Origin of the sequence: Burkholderia sp. Bp9142, assembly GCF_003853415.1 — a bacterium.
GTDB lineage: Bacteria > Pseudomonadota > Gammaproteobacteria > Burkholderiales > Burkholderiaceae > Burkholderia.
This window is the reverse complement of the sequence record NZ_QTPP01000001.1, coordinates 298,475-315,476: the sequence shown is the minus strand read 5'-3', so window position 1 is coordinate 315,476 and position 17,002 is coordinate 298,475. Positions and strand designations below refer to the sequence as shown.

At 66.6% G+C, this 17,002-nt stretch carries 19 protein-coding genes; 14 read left to right on the top strand and 5 right to left on the bottom strand.

Annotation, left to right across the window (positions count from 1 at the left end; genetic code table 11):
- Positions 1–15: 15 nt before the first annotated feature.
- Together DIE22_RS01435 and DIE22_RS01430 are read right to left on the bottom strand one after the other, a co-directional pair.
- The gene (locus tag DIE22_RS01435) at positions 16–678 is read right to left on the bottom strand and encodes a DUF3313 domain-containing protein (RefSeq protein ID WP_124495866.1); all 663 of its coding nucleotides are present in this window, start codon (positions 676–678) and stop codon (positions 16–18) included.
- A gap of 53 nt (positions 679–731) precedes the next feature.
- On the bottom strand, positions 732–983 hold the full coding sequence (locus DIE22_RS01430; protein WP_124604185.1) for a hypothetical protein: 252 nt from the start codon (positions 981–983) through the stop codon (positions 732–734).
- A 56-nt stretch (positions 984–1,039) separates the two neighbouring features.
- On the opposite strand from DIE22_RS01430, the gene DIE22_RS01425 reads away from it, so the two are divergent.
- Positions 1,040–1,654, top strand: coding sequence for a TetR family transcriptional regulator (locus DIE22_RS01425; protein ID WP_124604182.1), 615 nt, complete (start codon positions 1,040–1,042; stop codon positions 1,652–1,654).
- A 105-nt stretch (positions 1,655–1,759) separates the two neighbouring features.
- Here the strand turns inward: DIE22_RS01425 and DIE22_RS01420 are convergent, their stop codons facing one another.
- Positions 1,760–2,380: a TetR/AcrR family transcriptional regulator gene (locus tag DIE22_RS01420; protein WP_124604180.1), complete on the bottom strand. Its 621-nt coding sequence runs from the start codon at positions 2,378–2,380 to the stop codon at positions 1,760–1,762.
- Between the two features lie 95 nt (positions 2,381–2,475).
- Here DIE22_RS01420 and DIE22_RS01415 point away from each other — a divergent pair, with 95 nt between their 5' ends.
- Entirely contained in the window at positions 2,476–3,717 is a 1,242-nt protein-coding gene (locus DIE22_RS01415; RefSeq protein WP_124604178.1) for a glycosyltransferase, read from the top strand.
- Between the two features lie 14 nt (positions 3,718–3,731).
- On the opposite strand, the gene hutC is transcribed toward DIE22_RS01415, so the two are convergent.
- Positions 3,732–4,427: a histidine utilization repressor gene (hutC, locus tag DIE22_RS01410; RefSeq protein WP_124495858.1), complete on the bottom strand. Its 696-nt coding sequence runs from the start codon at positions 4,425–4,427 to the stop codon at positions 3,732–3,734.
- A 460-nt stretch (positions 4,428–4,887) separates the two neighbouring features.
- Between hutC and DIE22_RS01405 the strand changes: the two genes are divergently transcribed.
- The 7 genes from DIE22_RS01405 (at position 4,888) to DIE22_RS01380 (ending at position 9,496) form a co-directional block, all read left to right on the top strand.
- Positions 4,888–5,661, top strand: a complete 774-nt coding sequence (locus DIE22_RS01405; protein ID WP_124495856.1) for an ABC transporter substrate-binding protein — start codon at positions 4,888–4,890, stop codon at positions 5,659–5,661.
- A 175-nt stretch (positions 5,662–5,836) separates the two neighbouring features.
- The gene (locus DIE22_RS01400; RefSeq protein WP_124495854.1) at positions 5,837–6,526 is read left to right on the top strand and encodes an ABC transporter permease; all 690 of its coding nucleotides are present in this window, start codon (positions 5,837–5,839) and stop codon (positions 6,524–6,526) included.
- Complete coding sequence (locus DIE22_RS01395) at positions 6,523–7,236, top strand: ABC transporter permease (protein ID WP_124495852.1); 714 nt, start codon at positions 6,523–6,525, stop codon at positions 7,234–7,236. Before DIE22_RS01400 ends, DIE22_RS01395 begins: the two co-directional genes overlap by 4 nt.
- 20 nt (positions 7,237–7,256) lie before the next feature.
- Entirely contained in the window at positions 7,257–8,024 is a 768-nt protein-coding gene (locus DIE22_RS01390) for an ABC transporter ATP-binding protein (RefSeq protein ID WP_124495850.1), read from the top strand.
- Positions 8,025–8,094: 70 nt separating this feature from the next.
- A complete protein-coding gene (locus DIE22_RS01385; RefSeq protein ID WP_124495848.1) occupies positions 8,095–8,529 on the top strand; it encodes a cupin domain-containing protein in 435 nt (144 codons plus the stop codon).
- Positions 8,530–8,822: 293 nt separating this feature from the next.
- Complete coding sequence (locus DIE22_RS38015) at positions 8,823–8,960, top strand: HHHH-motif protein (RefSeq protein ID WP_174908495.1); 138 nt, start codon at positions 8,823–8,825, stop codon at positions 8,958–8,960.
- A gap of 68 nt (positions 8,961–9,028) precedes the next feature.
- Positions 9,029–9,496, top strand: coding sequence for a DUF3761 domain-containing protein (locus DIE22_RS01380; protein WP_124495846.1), 468 nt, complete (start codon positions 9,029–9,031; stop codon positions 9,494–9,496).
- 140 nt (positions 9,497–9,636) lie between these two features.
- On the opposite strand, the gene DIE22_RS01375 is transcribed toward DIE22_RS01380, so the two are convergent.
- Positions 9,637–10,977, bottom strand: a complete 1,341-nt coding sequence (locus DIE22_RS01375) for a polyhydroxyalkanoate depolymerase (protein WP_124604177.1) — start codon at positions 10,975–10,977, stop codon at positions 9,637–9,639.
- A gap of 297 nt (positions 10,978–11,274) precedes the next feature.
- On the opposite strand from DIE22_RS01375, the gene DIE22_RS01370 reads away from it, so the two are divergent.
- From DIE22_RS01370 to DIE22_RS01350, 5 genes are all read left to right on the top strand, one after another.
- On the top strand, positions 11,275–11,937 hold the full coding sequence (locus DIE22_RS01370; RefSeq protein ID WP_124495842.1) for a glutathione S-transferase family protein: 663 nt from the start codon (positions 11,275–11,277) through the stop codon (positions 11,935–11,937).
- Between the two features lie 234 nt (positions 11,938–12,171).
- On the top strand, positions 12,172–13,410 hold the full coding sequence (locus DIE22_RS01365; RefSeq protein ID WP_124604175.1) for a Crp/Fnr family transcriptional regulator: 1,239 nt from the start codon (positions 12,172–12,174) through the stop codon (positions 13,408–13,410).
- A gap of 23 nt (positions 13,411–13,433) precedes the next feature.
- Positions 13,434–14,198, top strand: coding sequence for a flagellar motor protein (locus DIE22_RS01360; RefSeq protein ID WP_124495838.1), 765 nt, complete (start codon positions 13,434–13,436; stop codon positions 14,196–14,198).
- A gap of 18 nt (positions 14,199–14,216) precedes the next feature.
- Positions 14,217–14,897, top strand: a complete 681-nt coding sequence (locus tag DIE22_RS01355; protein WP_124604173.1) for an OmpA family protein — start codon at positions 14,217–14,219, stop codon at positions 14,895–14,897.
- A 149-nt stretch (positions 14,898–15,046) separates the two neighbouring features.
- The gene (locus DIE22_RS01350; RefSeq protein WP_124604171.1) at positions 15,047–16,909 is read left to right on the top strand and encodes a methyl-accepting chemotaxis protein; all 1,863 of its coding nucleotides are present in this window, start codon (positions 15,047–15,049) and stop codon (positions 16,907–16,909) included.
- The last annotated feature ends 93 nt before the right edge of the window (positions 16,910–17,002 follow it).

Here is a 17,002-nt window from a genome sequence, read left to right as displayed (position 1 = left end):
ACACGGGCGCGCGCGTCAGTCGAACTGCGCGACGAGCGCATCGGCGCCCTTGTCGATGCCGGTTTTCGCCGCGCTCAGCGCGCCGAAGCTCGCGCCGATGTTCATCGCGTTCGGATACTGCTTCGTCACGTACGCGTTGATCAGCCGGTTCGTCGCCGCGTCGCGGATTTCCACCGCATAGATGACGGAACCCGTGAATGCGCCTTCGCGCCCGCGTATCGCCTGCACGCCGTTGTAGAGGTTGCCCGCGAGGTCGAAATGCGCGAACGCGCCGGCGAAGGCCGTCGTCGTCACCGCGCCCGTCAGCGTCAGCTTCACGCGCAGCGTGTCGGGGGCGGGTGCGTTCGTCAGCTCGAAGCGCTTGCCGAGCTTTCTGGCGAACGTATCGCCCATGTAGGCGGCGAGCGTCGCCTTGTCCTGATCGCTCAGGTTGCCGAACTGATTGTCCGCGCCGCGGTACACGGCGACCGGATCGAGGATCAGCTTCCGGTAGCGATGCCAGTCGGCCGGCAGCGCGTAGCGATACGGGACGCGGCCGGACGTGTCCTGCGGATCGCCGCGCAGGTACGGGGAAGATTCGATGCCCGTATAGCGGGCGGGCTGGACGCCGGCGCATCCGGCGAGCGCGACGCAAAGCGCGATGTGGGTCAGGTGGCGGGAGGCGGTCGATCGGTTCATGCATATCTCCGGGTCGGGTTCGCGCCGGTGATCGGCGCGAAGGGGCAGCGTGTTTAAAAAAACCGGATAGGCGGTTTGTTTGTGGGGCGGAAATGCTCCATGAATTCGGGGCGCGACAGGGTATTGCGATGCCGGTCATCGGCCGGAAAGCCCTGCCACAGGCGGCGCTCGCGTGCCGATGGCCGGTCCGTGAAGCTGCCGCGTTGCGGCCACGGGCGACGCGGCAGCCGATCGTAGCACCGCCGTTTTAGGATGTAAACCGACCAGGCGGTTTGTTTGTGATAGACTCCGCGCACTTCCTGCATGCGGCCGCGCCGGTTCGGCGCCGCCGCATCGCGTCACTTCATAGCGGGGAAAGGTCATGGACAATCCGACGCGTTCCGGGCGAACGCGCACGGCCGCGATCCAGGCGGCGCTCGCGATTCTCGAGCGCGACGGCCCGGGCAAGCTCACGTTCGATGCGATCTCGCGCGAAAGCGGCATCAGCAAGGGCGGGCTGATGCATCAGTTCCGCACGAAAGGCGACGTGCTGAACGCGCTGATGGAGCATCAGCAGGACTACTACGAACGATTCCAGCGCGACTACCTGGCCGCGCGCGATCCGGACGAAGCGCAGCCGACGCTGTCCGCGCAGATCGCGACGATGCGCGAAGTGATCGACCAGCAGCCGTCGGCGGCGCTCGCGATCATGGCGGCACTCGTCGAGAATCCCGAGCCGTTGCAGAAGGTCCGCGACACCGATGCGAAGAATGTGCAGCGCATCGCCGCCGAATCCGACGATCCCGATCTGGCGCTGCTGCGCTGGAAGGCGGCGTGGGGCATCGCGCTGTCGGCGATGTTCGGGCTGTGCCCGCTGTCGGCCGACGAGCGCGCGCGCCTGTTCGACCGGCTGCTCGACGAGACGCAATGGCCGGCCCGCGGCGCGGAGACGGCGAAGCGCCGTGCATCGGCGGCCAGGACGTCGAGGAAGCCATGAAGCGCACGTTCGTTGCATGCGGCGTGGTGCTCGCCCGCTTCAGGCGCACGCTGCTTGCGGTCATACTCGGGCGGCTCTGAGCGCCGGACAGGCGCCAGCGGCCGTTCACGGCTTCGCTTGCGCGCCTTCGACGAACAGCCTTGCGACCGACTGGAACTCCCGCTTCAGCGACAATCCCGGCACGGTCAGCCAGCGCAGCATCGCCGCGAGATACAGGTGATGGAACCACGTGGCGAGCTGGTCGGCCGCCAGTGCCGGGTTCAGTTCGCCCGCCTGCTGGCCGGCCGCGATCAGCTGCTGCCACATGAGCGCGATGTCGCCGCCGTTTTCCTTTCCGCCTTCCGCTTGCACCGCGCCGATGCCCAGGAACCGATGCCGCAGGTACGCGAGCAGATGCACCGGATGCTGTTCGCACCACGCGGCCGACGCATCGAGCACGCAGGCGATCCGCGATGCGAAGGTTTTCCGTCGCGCGACGTCGCGCTGCAGATGGGCGAGATCGCGCGCGAGTTCCCCTTCGAGCCAGTGCGCAAGCACGGCTTCCTTTGTCGGGAAGTGGTTGTACAGCGTACGTTTCGCGACGTCGGCCTGCGCGGCGATCTGCTCCATCGTGACGGCATCGTAGCCGTGCGCATTGAACAGGCGTGCGCCGGTAGCGGCGAGATGCGCGAGCATCTGGATGCGCTTGCGCGCGCGGCGGCCCGGATCGTCGGTCGTCATCGGCATGCCCCGGGGATTGACGGAAAGTGTACGAATTGCATTAGTATACGACGTGCATTTTTTGGAATCCACTCGCTTGCATTGTGCACGAGGAGTCACGCATGAAGCTCGTCATCGCCACCTACGGCACCGAAGGCGACACGCGCCCGCTCGCGGCGCTCGGCCGCGCGCTGCGGGATGCCGGCCATGAAGTCCGGTTGCTGGCCGACGCCGCGACGCTCGCTTCGACCGCCGCGCTCGGCGTGCCGTCCGCGCCGTTGTCCGGCGATATCCGCGCGGCGATCGCCCCCGAGGGCGCGTTGTCCGATGCGGTGCGTGGGCGCGGGGGCTTCAACGACACGTCGAAGGCGCTCGCGGCGATCGCGAATGCGAACACGGCTGCGTGGATGCGCGAAGTCGCGGACGCGTCGGCCGGTTGCGATGCGATCCTCGTGTCGGGGCTGGCGTCGTTTGTCGGGTTGTCGGTTGCCGAGTATCGCGGCGTGCCGGCAATCGGCACGGGGATGATCCCGATCACGCCGACCGCCGCGTTCGCGTCGCCGTTCCTGCCGCCGGCCAAGGTGCCGCGCTGGCTGAATCGCGCCAGTCACCGGTTCGTGAACGCGCTGCTGTGGCACGCGTTCAGCAAGGCGACCAATGCGGCGCGCGCCGGCGTGTGCGGATTGCCGCCGCGCCGGCGCGTGTGGACCGATCATCCGATGCTGTACGGCGTGTCGCCGGTGCTGCTGGCCGATCCGGCCGACTGGCCGTCGAATGTGCTGGCATGCGGTCAGTGGCGCATCGACGCGCGGGCGTGGACGCCGCCGCCCGCGCTCTCGGCCTTTCTCGAGGCGGGCGATCCGCCCGTGTACATCGGTTTCGGCAGCATGGCCGGGTTCGACCGGGCCGCGCTGGCCGACGCGCTGGTGCAGGCGCTCGATGGCCGGCGTGCGTTGTTCCAGCCGGGCTGGAGCGGCATCGACGCGTCGATGCTGCCGGCGCACGTGTGCGTGATCGGCGAGGCGCCGCACGACCGGTTGTTTCCGCATACGTCGATGGCGATCCACCACGGCGGGTCGGGCACCACGCATTCAGCCGCGCGGGCGGGCATTCCGTCGGTCGTCGTGCCATTCGCGGGCGACCAGTTCTTCTGGGCGAACCGGCTGCAGCGGCTCGGTGTGGCCGATGCGCCGGTGGCGGGGCGCCGCGTGGACGCCGCCGCGCTGGCACGCGCGATCGCGTTCGCGGCGCGTGCCGACACGCAAGCGCGGGCCGCCGAACTCGGTGCGCGGATCGCGCGGGAGGACGGGTTGCGTCTCGCGGTCGACGCGATCGAGCGTTCAGGGCGCCCCGGCGTGCACTGAACGCGCCCGGCGCGTCAGAAATGGCCGGTGAACCGGTAGCGGCTGCCCGGGTGCCACAGATTGGCGACCGACGCGACCATCCCCTGCGACCACGTGCGCCGATGCAGCAGCAGGCAGGGCTCGCGTTCGTCCATCGTCAGGTGACGGCGCGTTTGCGCATCGGGCATCGCGGCCTCGATCCGGTATTCGACACGCTGCAGCGGTGCGACGCGCGTGAGGTACTGGTTCGGCGTCGTCGTCGTGAAGTCCTGCAAGGCGTATTCGGGCGCGCAGACCGGATTGACCCAGCGTTCCTCGAGCTGCACGGGCGTGTCGTTCTCGAAGTGCAGCACGCGCGAATGGAAGATCGGGCTGCCGGTGTCGAGCCGCAGCTCGTCGGCGAGCTGCGCGTCGGCGACGGCCGCGCCGACCTCCAGCACCTGCGCACGATACGCATGGCCGCGCGCGGCGACTTCATCCGAGATGCTGCGGATCGCGACCAGCGTCGATTCGTATTTCGGCGACGCGACATACGTGCCGGAGCCGCGCGTGCGCGTGAGCACCTGCTCGGCCGTCAGCTCGCGCAGCGCGCGGTTGACCGTCATCCGCGCGACGTTGAACTCGCGCGCGAGCTCGTTCTCCGACGGCACCTGGTCGCCTTCCGCCCACTCGCCCGCATGAATGCGCGCGAGGATGAAATCCTTGATTTCCTGATAGATCGGTGTGGTCATTGCATTGCTGTTCAAGAGACGGCGGCCGTGTGCCGTCGCAGGCCGGCCTTCGTGCGGTGTCCGGGCGGAGTGTACCGGGTTCGACGCCGCGCGGGCCCGGCTGTCGGCTGGCGATTCGGGTTATTCCCGCCTGGATCCGGACCGCGGCCGCCGCGCCGGCCGGCGCGGCAAACGAAAAAGTATAGACAAATGCATGCGCGACGATGGCGTGCCGAACCCACGCAGAAAGCTGGATTTCAACTGCATGTAATGGTTAGCGAATTGAAATATAAGGGAAATTCGCTCATGGAAACAATCCGCCGACAATTAGAGATAAACACGGATTGCTCGGGGTGCCCTGGAAAAGGCAAAGTTGTATGTACAACTTCGGGGTCGCCGGACGGGCGGCTTCCGGGTTGAAAGGGTCGCGGCGGCGACGCCCGACGGGACCCGCGCCCAGTTCGCCTATGACAGGAACGCCATGAAGAAACTCGCGCTCAGTATTGCCCTTGCCTGCATCGCGGTCGGTGCCCACGCCAAGGATTGGTCGACGATCCGGTTCGGCGTCGACGCCAGCTATCCGCCGTTCGAATCGAAGGACGCAAGCGGCAAGGTCGTCGGCTTCGACGTCGATCTCGGCAACGAGATCTGCGCGCGCCTGAAGGCGAAATGCGTGTGGATCGAGAACGACTTCGACGGGATGATCCCGGCCCTGAAGGCGAAGAAGTTCGACGGCGTGCTGTCGTCGATGTCGATGACGCCGGCGCGCGCCGAGCAGATCGCGTTCTCCGACAAGTTGTTCAACACGCCGACGCGTCTCGTCGCGAAGAAAGGCGCGAACCTCCAGCCGACGGCCGAGTCGCTGAAGGGCAAGTCGGTCGGCGTCGAGCAGGGCACGATCCAGGAAACCTACGCGAAGACCTACTGGGCGCCGAAGGGCGTGCAGGTCGTGCCTTACCAGAACCAGGACGGCGTGTACCAGGACCTGATGTCCGGCCGCCTCGACGCCGCGCTGCAGGACGCGGTGCAGGCCGAACTCGGCTTCCTGAAGACGCCGCGCGGCGCAACCTTCGAATTCGCGGGCAAGGACATCGACGATCCGAAGACCCTCGGCAACGGCGCCGGCATCGGGCTGCGCAAGGACGACGCCGACCTGAAGGCGAAGATCGACCACGCGATCGCCGACATCATCAAGGACGGCACGTACAAGAAGCTCGAGAAGAAGTACTTCGCATTCGACGTCTACGGTGGCTGACCGTCCATGCGGCGCGCATCGGCTGTGGCGCGCGCCGCGTCTGTTGCCGGGTGCAACCCGCTTCGCGTGATGCGTCTGGCTTGATGAGCAGGTTGCATCAAGTCGTGCGCAGATATCGTTTGATGCGCGGTTAATGGCTATTGACAATCCAGCCACATCGATCTGGATCCCTTATATGATCTTCCAAGGATTTGGCCCGCTGTTGTGGGCCGGCACGGTCGAGACCGTGAAGCTCGCGGTGCTGTCGCTCGCCGCGTCGCTCGTACTGGGCCTCGCGGGCGCGGCCGCGAAACTGTCGACCAACCGGGTGCTCAGGTCGACCGGCACGTTCTATACGACACTGATCCGCGCGGTGCCCGATCTCGTGCTGATGCTGCTGCTGTTCTACGGGATCCAGATCCTGCTGAACGACGTGACCGACGTGCTCGGCTGGGACCAGATCGACATCGACCCGTTCGTGGCCGGCGTGATCACGCTCGGCTTCATCTACGGCGCGTACTTCACCGAGACGTTCCGCGGCGCGTTCCTCGCGGTGCCGCGCGGCCAGCTCGAAGCGGGCTTCGCATACGGGATGAGCGGCTGGCGCGTGTTCCACCGGATCCTGTTCCCGCAGATGATGCGCTTCGCGCTGCCGGGCATCGGCAACAACTGGCAGGTGCTCGTGAAGGCCACCGCGCTGGTGTCGATCATCGGCCTCGCCGATGTCGTGAAGGCGTCGCAGGACGCCGGCAAGAGCACGCTCGATTTCTTCTTCTTCACGCTCGCGGCGGGCGCGATCTACCTCGCGATCACGACGGTGTCGAACGTCGTGCTGCACCACCTCGAGAAGCGTTATTCCGTCGGCGTCCGGAGGCTTGCACTGTGATCGAACTCATCGGCCAGTACTGGCAAAGCTATCTCTACACCGACGGCTACCGCTTCAGCGGCCTCGCGATCACGCTGTGGCTGCTGGTCGTGTCGATCGCGCTCGGTTTCGCGCTGGCCGTGCCGCTCGCGATCGCGCGCGCGTCGTCGAACCGCTGGATCTCCGGCCCGGTGTGGCTCTATACGTATGTGTTCCGCGGCACGCCGCTCTACGTGCAGCTGCTGATGTGCTACACCGGCATCTACAGCCTGCAGGTCGTGCACGACCACGTGCTGCTCGACACGTTCTTCCGAAACGCGATGAACTGCACGCTCCTCGCGTTCGTGCTGAACGAATGCGCGTATGCGACCGAGATCTTCGCGGGCGCGATCAAGGCGACGTCGGCCGGCGAGATCGAGGCCGGGATGGCGTACGGGATGTCGCGCTTCAAGCTCTATACGCGCATCATCCTGCCGTCCGCGCTGCGCCGCTCGCTGCCGAGCTACAGCAACGAAGTGATCCTGATGCTGCACGCGACGACGCTCGCATTCACCGCGACCGTGCCCGACGTCCTGAAGGTCACGCGCGACGTCAACTCCGCGACGTACATGTCGTTCCAGGCCTACGGCATCGCGGCCGTGCTGTACGCCATCGTCGTGTTCGCGCTCATCTGGGCGTTCCGCAAGCTCGAGACGCGCTGGCTCGCGTACCTCTCGCCGCGCAGCCACTAATTCGCAAGGAAGGACCAAGCATGTACAAGCTCACCGTTGAAAACCTCCACAAGAAATTCGGCGACAACGAGGTGTTGAAGGGCGTGTCGATGAAGGCGAAGGCCGGCGACGTGATCAGCATCATCGGCTCGAGCGGCTCCGGAAAGAGCACGTTCCTGCGCTGCATCAACTTCCTCGAGCAGCCGTGCTCGGGGCAGATCACGATCGGCAGCGAGCCGATCGAGACCACGCGCGAGCGCAACGGCTCGCTGCGCGTGGCCGACCAGAAGCAGTTGCAGCGGATGCGCACGAAGCTGTCGATGGTGTTCCAGCACTTCAACCTGTGGGCGCACATGACGGTGCTCGAGAACGTGATCGAGGCGCCGATGGCCGTGCTCGGGATCGGCAAGGAAGAGGCCATCGCGCGGGCGCGCAAGTATCTGGAGAAGGTCGGTCTCGCACCGCGTGTCGAAGGCATGTATCCGTCGCACCTGTCCGGTGGCCAGCAGCAGCGCGTCGCGATCGCGCGTGCGCTCGCGATGGAACCCGAGGTGATGCTGTTCGACGAGCCGACGTCGGCGCTCGATCCGGAACTCGTCGGCGAAGTGCTGAAGGTCATGCAGAAGCTCGCCGAGGAAGGGCGCACGATGGTCGTCGTCACGCACGAGATGGGTTTCGCGCGCAACGTGTCGAACCATGTGATCTTCCTGCACCAGGGGAAGATCGAGGAAGAGGGCGATCCGCAGGAGATTCTCGTCAATCCGAAGAGCGAGCGGCTCGGGCAGTTCCTGTCGGGGCGGTTGAAGTAAGCGGGCGCTGCTGCAACCTGGAACGCGAAATGCTTGTCCCGGACGACTCTTTCGATCGAGGAGCACCGCGATGAGCACGTCGACCCCTACCGCGTTTTCCCACGTGAAGCCGCAGGACACCGCGTATCAAGGCGAAGGCCTGCGCGACTTCTTCCTGTATCGCGATCTCGGCATCGCGGCCGCGACGAACGGCAAGGTCGTCGCGCAACTCGTCAGGGCGAATCATGCACCGACGGCGGGCACCGGCTGGCACCGTCACGAGGCCGAGTTCCACATCGTGATCATGCTGAAGGGCTGGGCGCGCTTCATGTACGGCGACCGCGAGACGCTCGTGAACGCCGGCGACTGCGTGCACCAGGCGCCGGGAATCGTGCATTACCTGTTCGACTACTCGCCCGACATGGAGTATCTGGAGATCGTCGGGCCGGCCGATTTCAAGTCGATCGACGTCGAAGGGCCATGCGAAGTGCCTGCGCCGACGCCGTGGGGCGACGCGGGCGCGTAGCCCCCGGTCGTTTCGGACGCGAGGCATCCGCGTGCCTCCGACAGACCGCCTTCGGGCGGTTTTTTTGTTGGTCCATCTCGGGCATCTTGTCCTGCTTCAGTCATTCGACATCCGAAGCATTTTCCGCGTAAGCAAATCGAAAAAACAGACGGCAGTTTGTCAGCCTCGCGTGACGTTTCGTTACACGGTGTCAAAGATCGTCAATTCGAGGCAGGTGCGGTGCACGGCGTGCCGGCGACCGGCGTTAAGGGGGGAACAGCCGGACCACCGGCTGACCTACCCAGGAGAATGTCATGACCCGCATCGCGAAGATCCTGACCGTGACGGCCGTCGCCTGCGCCGTGCTCGTACCGGCGCTGGCCGAAGCCCATTCGCACCGCGTGTGCCATTTCGATCACCACCATCACCGCGTGTGCCGCTGGGTACGTTGACCCGCGGCGCGGTATTCCCGGCGTATCGTCGGGACGCCTTCACCATTCAGGCCAATCAGGAGAGGACCATGAAAAAGACGATGTTGATCGCCGCGCTGGCTGCCGGCATGGGGTTGTCGATCGGTGCGTTCGCACAGGTTCCGGCCAGCGCGCCGGCGGGCACGACCGGGCTGTGCAAGGACGGGTCGTTCTATTCGGGCGCGTCGAAGAAGGGCGCCTGTGCGGGGCACAAGGGCGTGAAGACCTGGTACGGCGCGTCGGCTGCTGCCGCGGCCAGCGCACCGGCCGCGGCGCCGGCGACGGCGGCATCCGCCGGCGCAGCATCCGGCACCGCGCCCGCGAAGGGCGCGCCGTCGACGACCGCGGCTGCGGCGCCCGGCGGCGGCGCGGGCAAGGTGTGGGTCAACGACAGCACGAAGGTCTATCACTGCTCGACCGACAAGTACTACGGCAAGACAAAGCACGGCAGCTATATGCCGGAAGCCGATGCGAAGGCGAAGGGCTACCACGCGTCGCACGGCAAGGCCTGTCCGTAAGCCGGCGGAACGCGCGAGCCTTGCCGCTCGCGCACTGCCCGAAATCGCGCCCCGCCACCCAGGCGGGGCGAATTATTTGCAGCGCCGATCTGCCGCGCCGATCATTGCCCTGCCGCGCGGGTTCCGTGCACGTAATCGGATTACGTCGCGGTCGTCGCCGCATCGTGACAGGCCGCGCGCGCGTCGAGCAATGCCCGCAGCGTCACGTAGTGCGCGCCGTTCGCTCCGCCGTCCGTATCGGCGGTGCGATCGTATGGCTCGTTGTCATGGATCGTCGCACGGACGATCGGATAGATCTGTGTTTCCCAGCGGCTGCCGTTGAACACGCCGTAGTGGCCCGCGCCCGTCTGCACATGGTGCGTTTTCAGGTACGGCGGCAATCCCGAACACAGCTCCTGCGCGGCCACCGTCTGGCCCACGGCGCAGATGTCGTCCTTCTCGCCTTCGATCGTCAGCAGCGCGGTGCGGTGGATCGCGGCCGGTTCCACCAGCCGGTCGCCGATGGTCAGCTCGCCGCGCGCGAGCGCGTATTGCTGGAACACTTTCTCGACCGTTTCCAGATAGAACTCCGCGGTGAGATCGGCCGTCGCGAAGTATTCGTCGTAGAAGTGACGCAGCGCGTCGGCCTTCGCGGGATCGCCTTTCGCACGTTCGTAGTACAGGTCGGCAAACGAAGCGGCATGGCGGTCGGGATTCATCGACATGAACGCGCCGACCTGCACGAAGCCCGGATACACGCGACGCTGCGCCCCGACGAAGCCGGCCGGCACCACGCTGATCAGGTTGCGCGCGAACCATTCGATCGGCCGGCTCGTGGCGAGCGCGTTGACCTTCGTCGGATTCACGCGGCAGTCGATCGGCCCCGCCATCAGCGTCAGGCTCGCGGGTTGGGCCGGATCGCCGGCGGCGGCCATCAGCGCGACCGCCGAAAGCGCGGCGACGGTCGGCTGGCAGATCGCGAGCACATGCGCGTCCGGGCCGATCTGCCGAATGAAATCGATCACGTGCTCGACGTATTCGTCGAAGCCGAAGCGCCCGGCCGAGAGCGGGATGTCGCGTGGGTTGTGCCAGTCGGTGATGTACACGTCGTGATCGGCAAGCATCGTGCTGACCGTGCCGCGCAGCAGCGTCGCGAAATGCCCGGACATCGGCGCGACGATCAGCACGCGCGGCTGACGCGCGACCGGCCGCGCCTTGCGGAAATGCAGCAGCGTGCCGAACGGCGTGGCCTGCGCGGCTTCCTCGACGATCGGCACTGATTCGCCGTCGACGACGATCGACGCGATGCCGAACGGCGGGCGCCGGTGCGAGAACGCGCAGCATTCGAGCAGTTCGCACAGCGCGTCGACCGTGCGGCCCGTTGGCGTCGACGTGACGGGCGGCCACAGCGACATCGTCGCGCGTGTGGCGGCCGCCCATGCGCGCGCCGGGCGCAGGCATTCGGCAGACCATTGGTAGAACGGATAGGCAAGCAGGTTCATGGCCGTCACTCGTTGCGTCACGTTGTGTCGAACGAGGCAAACCGTGTGCCAGCATGCGGCTGGCACGCGCGTTGCACGCGGTTGGCAAACGCGGCGATACGCACGGCGGTTCATGTGGCACATGCAGCCGGACGACCGAACGCCATGCGCCGCCGCCGCGGCTCGGCGCACTGGCCGTGCCGAGGGTGCGACGCTGCGCCAGTTCGGCGAATACGTCGCACCGGCGCGGTGCGGTTCGCGTGGCGCCGCGTGCGCTTTCGGTGCAGGGGCACGAACGGCAATCAGCAGGGGAGCGACATGGAATCTACCGGACAAACGAAATTGACCATCAGCAGCCGCAATTACTCGTCGTGGTCGATGCGCGGCTGGCTGCTCGCGAGGCTGAGCGGGCTCGCGTTCGAGACGGTCAGCGTGCCGATCGATGCGGCATCGCGCGCGGAGCTGCTGCTGCTGTCGCCGTCGATTCTCGTGCCGTGCCTGACGCACGACGGCAGCACGGTGTGGGACACGCTCGCGATCGCCGAATACCTGAACGAAATCCGGCCGCAGGCGCGGCTGCTGCCCGACGACCGGCATGCGCGCGCGCATTGCCGGTCGATCTGCGGCGAGATGCATTCCGGTTTCAGCGCGCTGCGCTCGGCGCTGCCGATGAACCTGCGTGCGCACTTTCCCGGTTTCCGGATCTGGTCGCGTGCGCAGCACGACATCGAGCGCATCGTGACGATCTGGCGCGAGTGTCTGGCCGCGTACGGCGGCCCCTGGCTGTTCGGCGAGCAGATCGGCATCGCCGATGCGATGTACGCGCCGGTCGTCACGCGATTCCTGACCTACGACGTGAAACTCGAGCCCGAGATCGCCGAGTACTGCATGCGCGTGCTCGCGCATCCGTTCGTTGCGGAGTGGATCGATGCCGCGAAAGTGGAGCACGAAGACATCGACGAACTCGACATGGAGTTCTGACGCAAGGCCCCGCCGGGCTTTCAATCGGGCTACGGACACGCGCATCGAAACGAACCGCCGGTGCGACCGCGCAATCCGCAAACGTTTCACGTCGATTTTCGCTGGAAACGAGTACGAATTCCCTAAAGGATGCGGGTGCCGATGACGTTAAACGGGCACGGGGATGACTGTCGATCGCATGCATGCGACATGCGACGTGCAGTCCGCAACAACCAGCGCAGCAGGGGAATCGACTTGAACCGTCAGCAATCGTGGACGCGCACGGCCGCGCCCGGCGAAATCATCTATTCGGAGGGCTTCGCCGGCGAGCCCGTCATCTTTCTGATCGCCGACGGCAAGATCGAGCTGTCGACGCGCTGCGAAGACAAGCGCGTCGTCGTCGCGACGCTCGGGCGCGGCGAGTTCTTCGGCGAATCGGCACTGCTCGCATCCGAGCCGCGCGCGCATACCGCGAAGGCGCTGTCGTTCTGCCAGCTCACGGTCGTGCCGGCCGCGCTGCTCGACGAGGAAATCGAGCACGTGTCCGCGCTGCTCCGTCATATCGTGCGCACGATGATCCGGCGCGTGAAGCGCAAGGACGACCAGCTCGCGACCTATACGCACGCGGACTTCATGCCGGGCGTGCTGTCGTATGCGCATGTATTGTCGCTGATGGCGGGCACCGACACGCGCGGCGCGGACGACGCGTGGTCGCGGCGGCCGATGCAGACGCACGCGGCGGAGACGTCGGTGCCGCTTGCGGACGTGATTCGCCGCTGCCGCGCGATCGCAGGCCATTCGCGCCCGCACGTGCTCGCGATGCTGCGCCGCATGGAGAAGCTCAATCTCGTCACGATCGAAGCCGCGCAGGCCGACCATGCCGGCGGCGCGGCCGATTACGCGGCTTCGCCGGATGCGCGCCAGGTCGTCACGTTCGATGCGGCGCGCGTGATCGATCGCGCGCAGCAGGTCGCCGATCACGATCTCGACCTGTCGATCAACAGCGAGCTGGAGCTGATCGAGCTGGCCGATCTCGAGGCGCTGATCGGTGTCGACCGGAAGCTGCTGCTCAACAAGCTGTCGCACGGCGAGATCGCCGACGAGGTGTTCGCGTTCCGCAAGTCGAAGGTGCTCGGTTACGTCGAGCAGAAGGGCGTCGCGTATTTCTCGCGACGCAGCCCGCGCGCCGGCGGCGACGTGCGCGCGCTCGAGGATATCGTGTGGGTCGATCAGCGCACGCTGTTCGACGTGATCAGCGCATTCGATACGTACGACCTCGCGAAGCTGATCGCGAGCCTCGACGATCGCGCGGTGGCCGACAAGCTGTTCTCCGTGATGACGGAGGCGCGGCGCAACGAGGTGTCGTGGGTGATGCGTCGCGAGCTCAAGCCCGATCCGATCGAGATCGAGGAAATCGAGCGGCGCGTGCTCGATGCCGTGCGCATTGCCAAGGCGCCGGTGGCATCCGCGCCTTTGGCTTCATCCGACGCGTAACGCACGATCCGACGGAGACGCATATGGACCTGTTGACCCTGGTCGGCGCGATACTCGGCGGCGCGGCCATCGTGTTCGGTTTCGCGCTGGAAGGCGGGCATTTCTCGATGCTGTTCCAGTTCGAAGCGCTCGTCATCGTGCTCGGCGGCACGCTCGGCGCGGTGATGATCCAGAACACGTGGGCGCGGTTCTTCGATGCGGTGAAGCAGTTGCGGCTCGCGTTCGTACGGGCGCAGGAAGTCGATCGCAAGCACCTGGCCGACCTGCTGGAGTGGGGCGATCGCGCGAAGCTCGACGGATTGCTCGCCTTCGAATCGATGGACGTGAGCGGCATTCATCCATTCGCGCGACGTGGGCTCGAACTGCTCGCGAACGGCGTGTCGACCGCGGTGCTCGAGGATGCGCTGCAGCGAGATCTCGACGCATACGAGCGCAGCCGGCTCGCGGCCGCGCGCGTGTGGCACCAGGCCGGCGGCTATGCGCCGACGTTCGGCATTCTCGGCTCGGTGCTCGGGCTGGTCCAGGTGACGAGCCATATTCTCGAACCGGCGCAGCTCGGCCCGGGCATCGCGGTCGCGTTCATCGCGACGCTCTACGGCCTTGCGTTCGCGAACCTCGTGTTTCTGCCGCTCCACGGCAAGCTGCGCGCGCAGATCGACAGCGAGCTGCGCTTTCGCAAGCTGTATCTCGACGGCCTGCTCGCGATCTCGCGCAAGGAATCGCCGCATACGATCGAAACGCGGCTGACCGGCGACGTGCGCGGCCGCGCGGCGGAGTCGCTCGCATGACGTACCGGGAGCCTGGCCATGACGGCACGAACTGACGGCGCGCGAGCGGGCTCGTCCGCCGCCGGGCGCGACGACGATGATGCCGAAGGCACGCAGTCCGGACGCTGGCTGATTTCCTACGCGGACCTCATCACGACGCTGATGGTGCTGTTTCTCGCGCTGTACGTGCTGCAGCTCGCGAAGTACCACGCGCTCGACGCGCGGTATCAGACGCTCGCGCGGCGCGGCGCAGGCGCGGCAAGCGCGAGCGAAGCCGCGATGCCCGATCGCGCGCCGGCATGGCTGGCATCGCTCGATGCGCTGAAGACGAACGGTCGCATCTCGCTCGTGCGGGCGCCGCACGGCATCGAGATCGGCATCGACGCGAAGATCCTGTTCAACGTCGGCGACGCGCGTTTGCTGCCCGACGCGACGCCCGTGCTGAGCCAGATCGCGCGAGCGCTGAGCGAGCATGCGACCGGCGACATTCTCGTCGAAGGGCATACCGACAGCGTGCCGATCGCGAACGCGAAATACGAATCGAACTGGGAGCTGTCGTCCGCGCGGGCGGGCAGCGTCGTGCGCTATCTGGCCGATCGCGGCGTCGCGCCGCACCGGCTCGCGGCGATCGGCCGGGCCGACACGCAGCCGCTCGTCGCGGGCGACGATGCGGCCGCGCGGGCGCGCAACCGGCGGGTGACGATCTTCGTCGCGTATTGAGCGCGCGAACCTCGGCGGGCACGCGACGGCCGCCCGTCAACGACATGTCGGATCCCGCATGACGAACATGTGAAATCAGCGATGCGCTTCCGCGCGCGCCTGCCGATAACCCAAACTGGCTCAGACCGAGCGGTTATCGAGGGTTTCCCATGCATTTCTGGCGCAAGCTGTCCATTCAGAACAAGCTGATTCTCAGCATGACGAGTTGCCTGCTGGTGTTCGTCGCAATTTCGAGCGGGTTGAGCGTCCGCCTGATCGGCGACGCCGTACGCGATCGCGTCGTCCGCGAAGCGCTGCCGACCGCCGTGAACGGCATCCGCGCCGACGTGCAGCGGCAGATGGCCGGACCGATCGCCGCGTCGCGCATCCTCGCGCGCGATGCGTTCCTGCTGCAATGGGAAGCCGACGGCAAGCCCGATGCCGGCACGCGCAACTGGATCCGGCTTGCGAACAACGTGAAGGACGAGCAGAAGGCGGCGTCCGTGCAATGGGTGTCGGCGAAGAGCGGCAACTACTACAACGAAGCCGGCCTGCAGCGAAAGGTCAGCGACAAGGATCAGTGGCTGACGAACTTCCTCGCGTCGGGCAAGACCTACGACGTGAACATGGATCGCGAGGTCACGCTCGGCGGCTATATGATGTTCATCAACAGCCGGGTGGAGCTCGACGGCGCGCCGATCGGCGCGGCCGGCCTGAGCCTGTCCGTCGATGCGCTCGCGAAGGGCATCGCCGCGTACCGGATCGGCGACACCGGGTTCGCGTATCTCGTGCGCCCGGACGGCGCGATCATGATGCATCGCGATACGGCGCTGATCGACGGCAGGCATTTCCTGAAGGACGAGCCGGGCCTGCCTGGCGATGCATCGTCGACGCTGCTGGCCGGCAAGCCGTATGCGTACCTGAGCTACGCCGGCGACGGCGGCCCGCGCTTCATTGCGACGTCGTTCATTCCGGAACTGAACGCATACGTGGTCGTGGCAGTGCCGCAGGCCGAACTGCTCGGCCCGGTGACGCGCGCGATTCGCAGCGCGGCGCTGGTCGCCGCGGTGGTGGGCCTTGGCGTCGCGCTGATCGTGATCTGGCTGGTCGGGCGCGCGATCGCCGCGCCGATCCGCCGCGCCGCGCTGCTGCTGTCGGAAATCGCGAGCGGCCAGGGCGACCTGACGCGCCGGATGACGGTCGAGAGCCAGGACGAGATCGGCCAGTTGTCGGACGCGTTCAACCGCTTCGTGTCGTCGTTGTCGACGCTCGTCCGCCGGATCCGCGCGGCGTCCGCGTCGATCGCGACCGGGTCCGCACAGATCGCGACGGGCAATGCGGATCTCAGCGAGCGCACCGAAGGGCAGTCGGGCAACCTGGAGCGGACGGCTTCGTCGATGGAGGAAATCACGGCGGTCGTGCGCAACAACACTGAAACCGCGACGACGGCCGCGAAACTGATCACCGGCGCATCCGATACGGCGACGCGCGGCGGGCAGGTCGTCGGCGAAGTCGTGACCACGATGGAGCAGATCAGCGACGCGTCGCAACGGATCTCCGAGATCATCGTGATGATCGACAGCATCTCGTTCCAGACGAACATCCTCGCGCTGAATGCCGCGGTCGAAGCGGCACGGGCCGGCGAGCAGGGGCGCGGGTTTGCGGTCGTCGCTTCGGAAGTGCGGAACCTCGCGCAGCGCAGTGCGCAGGCGGCGAAGGAGATCAAGGCGCTGATCGAGCACAGCGCGGGCACGGTGCACACCGGGTCGCGGCTCGTCAGCGAGGCCGGGAAGGTGATGAGCGATGTCGTGTCGCGGGTGCAGGGCGTCAGCGCGATGATGAGCGAGATCGCCGAGGCCAGCCTGGAGCAGAGCGCGGGCATCGACCAGATCGGCGACGCGGTGCAGTCGCTGGATCAGATGACGCAGCAGAATGCGGCGCTGGTCGAGGAAAGCGCGGCGGCCGCGGAAAGCCTGAAGCAGCAGGCGGCGGAACTGACGCGACTGGTATCGGCGTTCAAGGTAGATGACTAATGCCTGCGCGACGTTAGAATGATGCGTCTCTGAGGGACGGCTGCCGTGGGGGCACGGCAGCCGTTTTCGCTGTCGGCGCGGGATTCGGTAACG

Bases quoted from the DNA above. Each gene is read 5' to 3' on its own strand.
- DIE22_RS01435 (WP_124495866.1), bottom strand. From the start codon at position 678: ATGAACCGATCGACCGCCTCCCGCCACCTGACCCACATCGCGCTTTGC.
- DIE22_RS01430 (WP_124604185.1), bottom strand. From the start codon at position 983: ATGCAGGAAGTGCGCGGAGTCTATCACAAACAAACCGCCTGGTCGGTT.
- DIE22_RS01425 (WP_124604182.1), top strand. From the start codon at position 1,040: ATGGACAATCCGACGCGTTCCGGGCGAACGCGCACGGCCGCGATCCAG.
- DIE22_RS01420 (WP_124604180.1), bottom strand. From the start codon at position 2,380: ATGCCGATGACGACCGACGATCCGGGCCGCCGCGCGCGCAAGCGCATC.
- DIE22_RS01415 (WP_124604178.1), top strand. From the start codon at position 2,476: ATGAAGCTCGTCATCGCCACCTACGGCACCGAAGGCGACACGCGCCCG.
- hutC (WP_124495858.1), bottom strand. From the start codon at position 4,427: ATGACCACACCGATCTATCAGGAAATCAAGGATTTCATCCTCGCGCGC.
- DIE22_RS01405 (WP_124495856.1), top strand. From the start codon at position 4,888: ATGAAGAAACTCGCGCTCAGTATTGCCCTTGCCTGCATCGCGGTCGGT.
- DIE22_RS01400 (WP_124495854.1), top strand. From the start codon at position 5,837: ATGATCTTCCAAGGATTTGGCCCGCTGTTGTGGGCCGGCACGGTCGAG.
- DIE22_RS01390 (WP_124495850.1), top strand. From the start codon at position 7,257: ATGTACAAGCTCACCGTTGAAAACCTCCACAAGAAATTCGGCGACAAC.
- DIE22_RS01385 (WP_124495848.1), top strand. From the start codon at position 8,095: ATGAGCACGTCGACCCCTACCGCGTTTTCCCACGTGAAGCCGCAGGAC.
- DIE22_RS38015 (WP_174908495.1), top strand. From the start codon at position 8,823: ATGACCCGCATCGCGAAGATCCTGACCGTGACGGCCGTCGCCTGCGCC.
- DIE22_RS01380 (WP_124495846.1), top strand. From the start codon at position 9,029: ATGAAAAAGACGATGTTGATCGCCGCGCTGGCTGCCGGCATGGGGTTG.
- DIE22_RS01375 (WP_124604177.1), bottom strand. From the start codon at position 10,977: ATGAACCTGCTTGCCTATCCGTTCTACCAATGGTCTGCCGAATGCCTG.
- DIE22_RS01370 (WP_124495842.1), top strand. From the start codon at position 11,275: ATGGAATCTACCGGACAAACGAAATTGACCATCAGCAGCCGCAATTAC.
- DIE22_RS01360 (WP_124495838.1), top strand. From the start codon at position 13,434: ATGGACCTGTTGACCCTGGTCGGCGCGATACTCGGCGGCGCGGCCATC.
- DIE22_RS01355 (WP_124604173.1), top strand. From the start codon at position 14,217: ATGACGGCACGAACTGACGGCGCGCGAGCGGGCTCGTCCGCCGCCGGG.
- DIE22_RS01350 (WP_124604171.1), top strand. From the start codon at position 15,047: ATGCATTTCTGGCGCAAGCTGTCCATTCAGAACAAGCTGATTCTCAGC.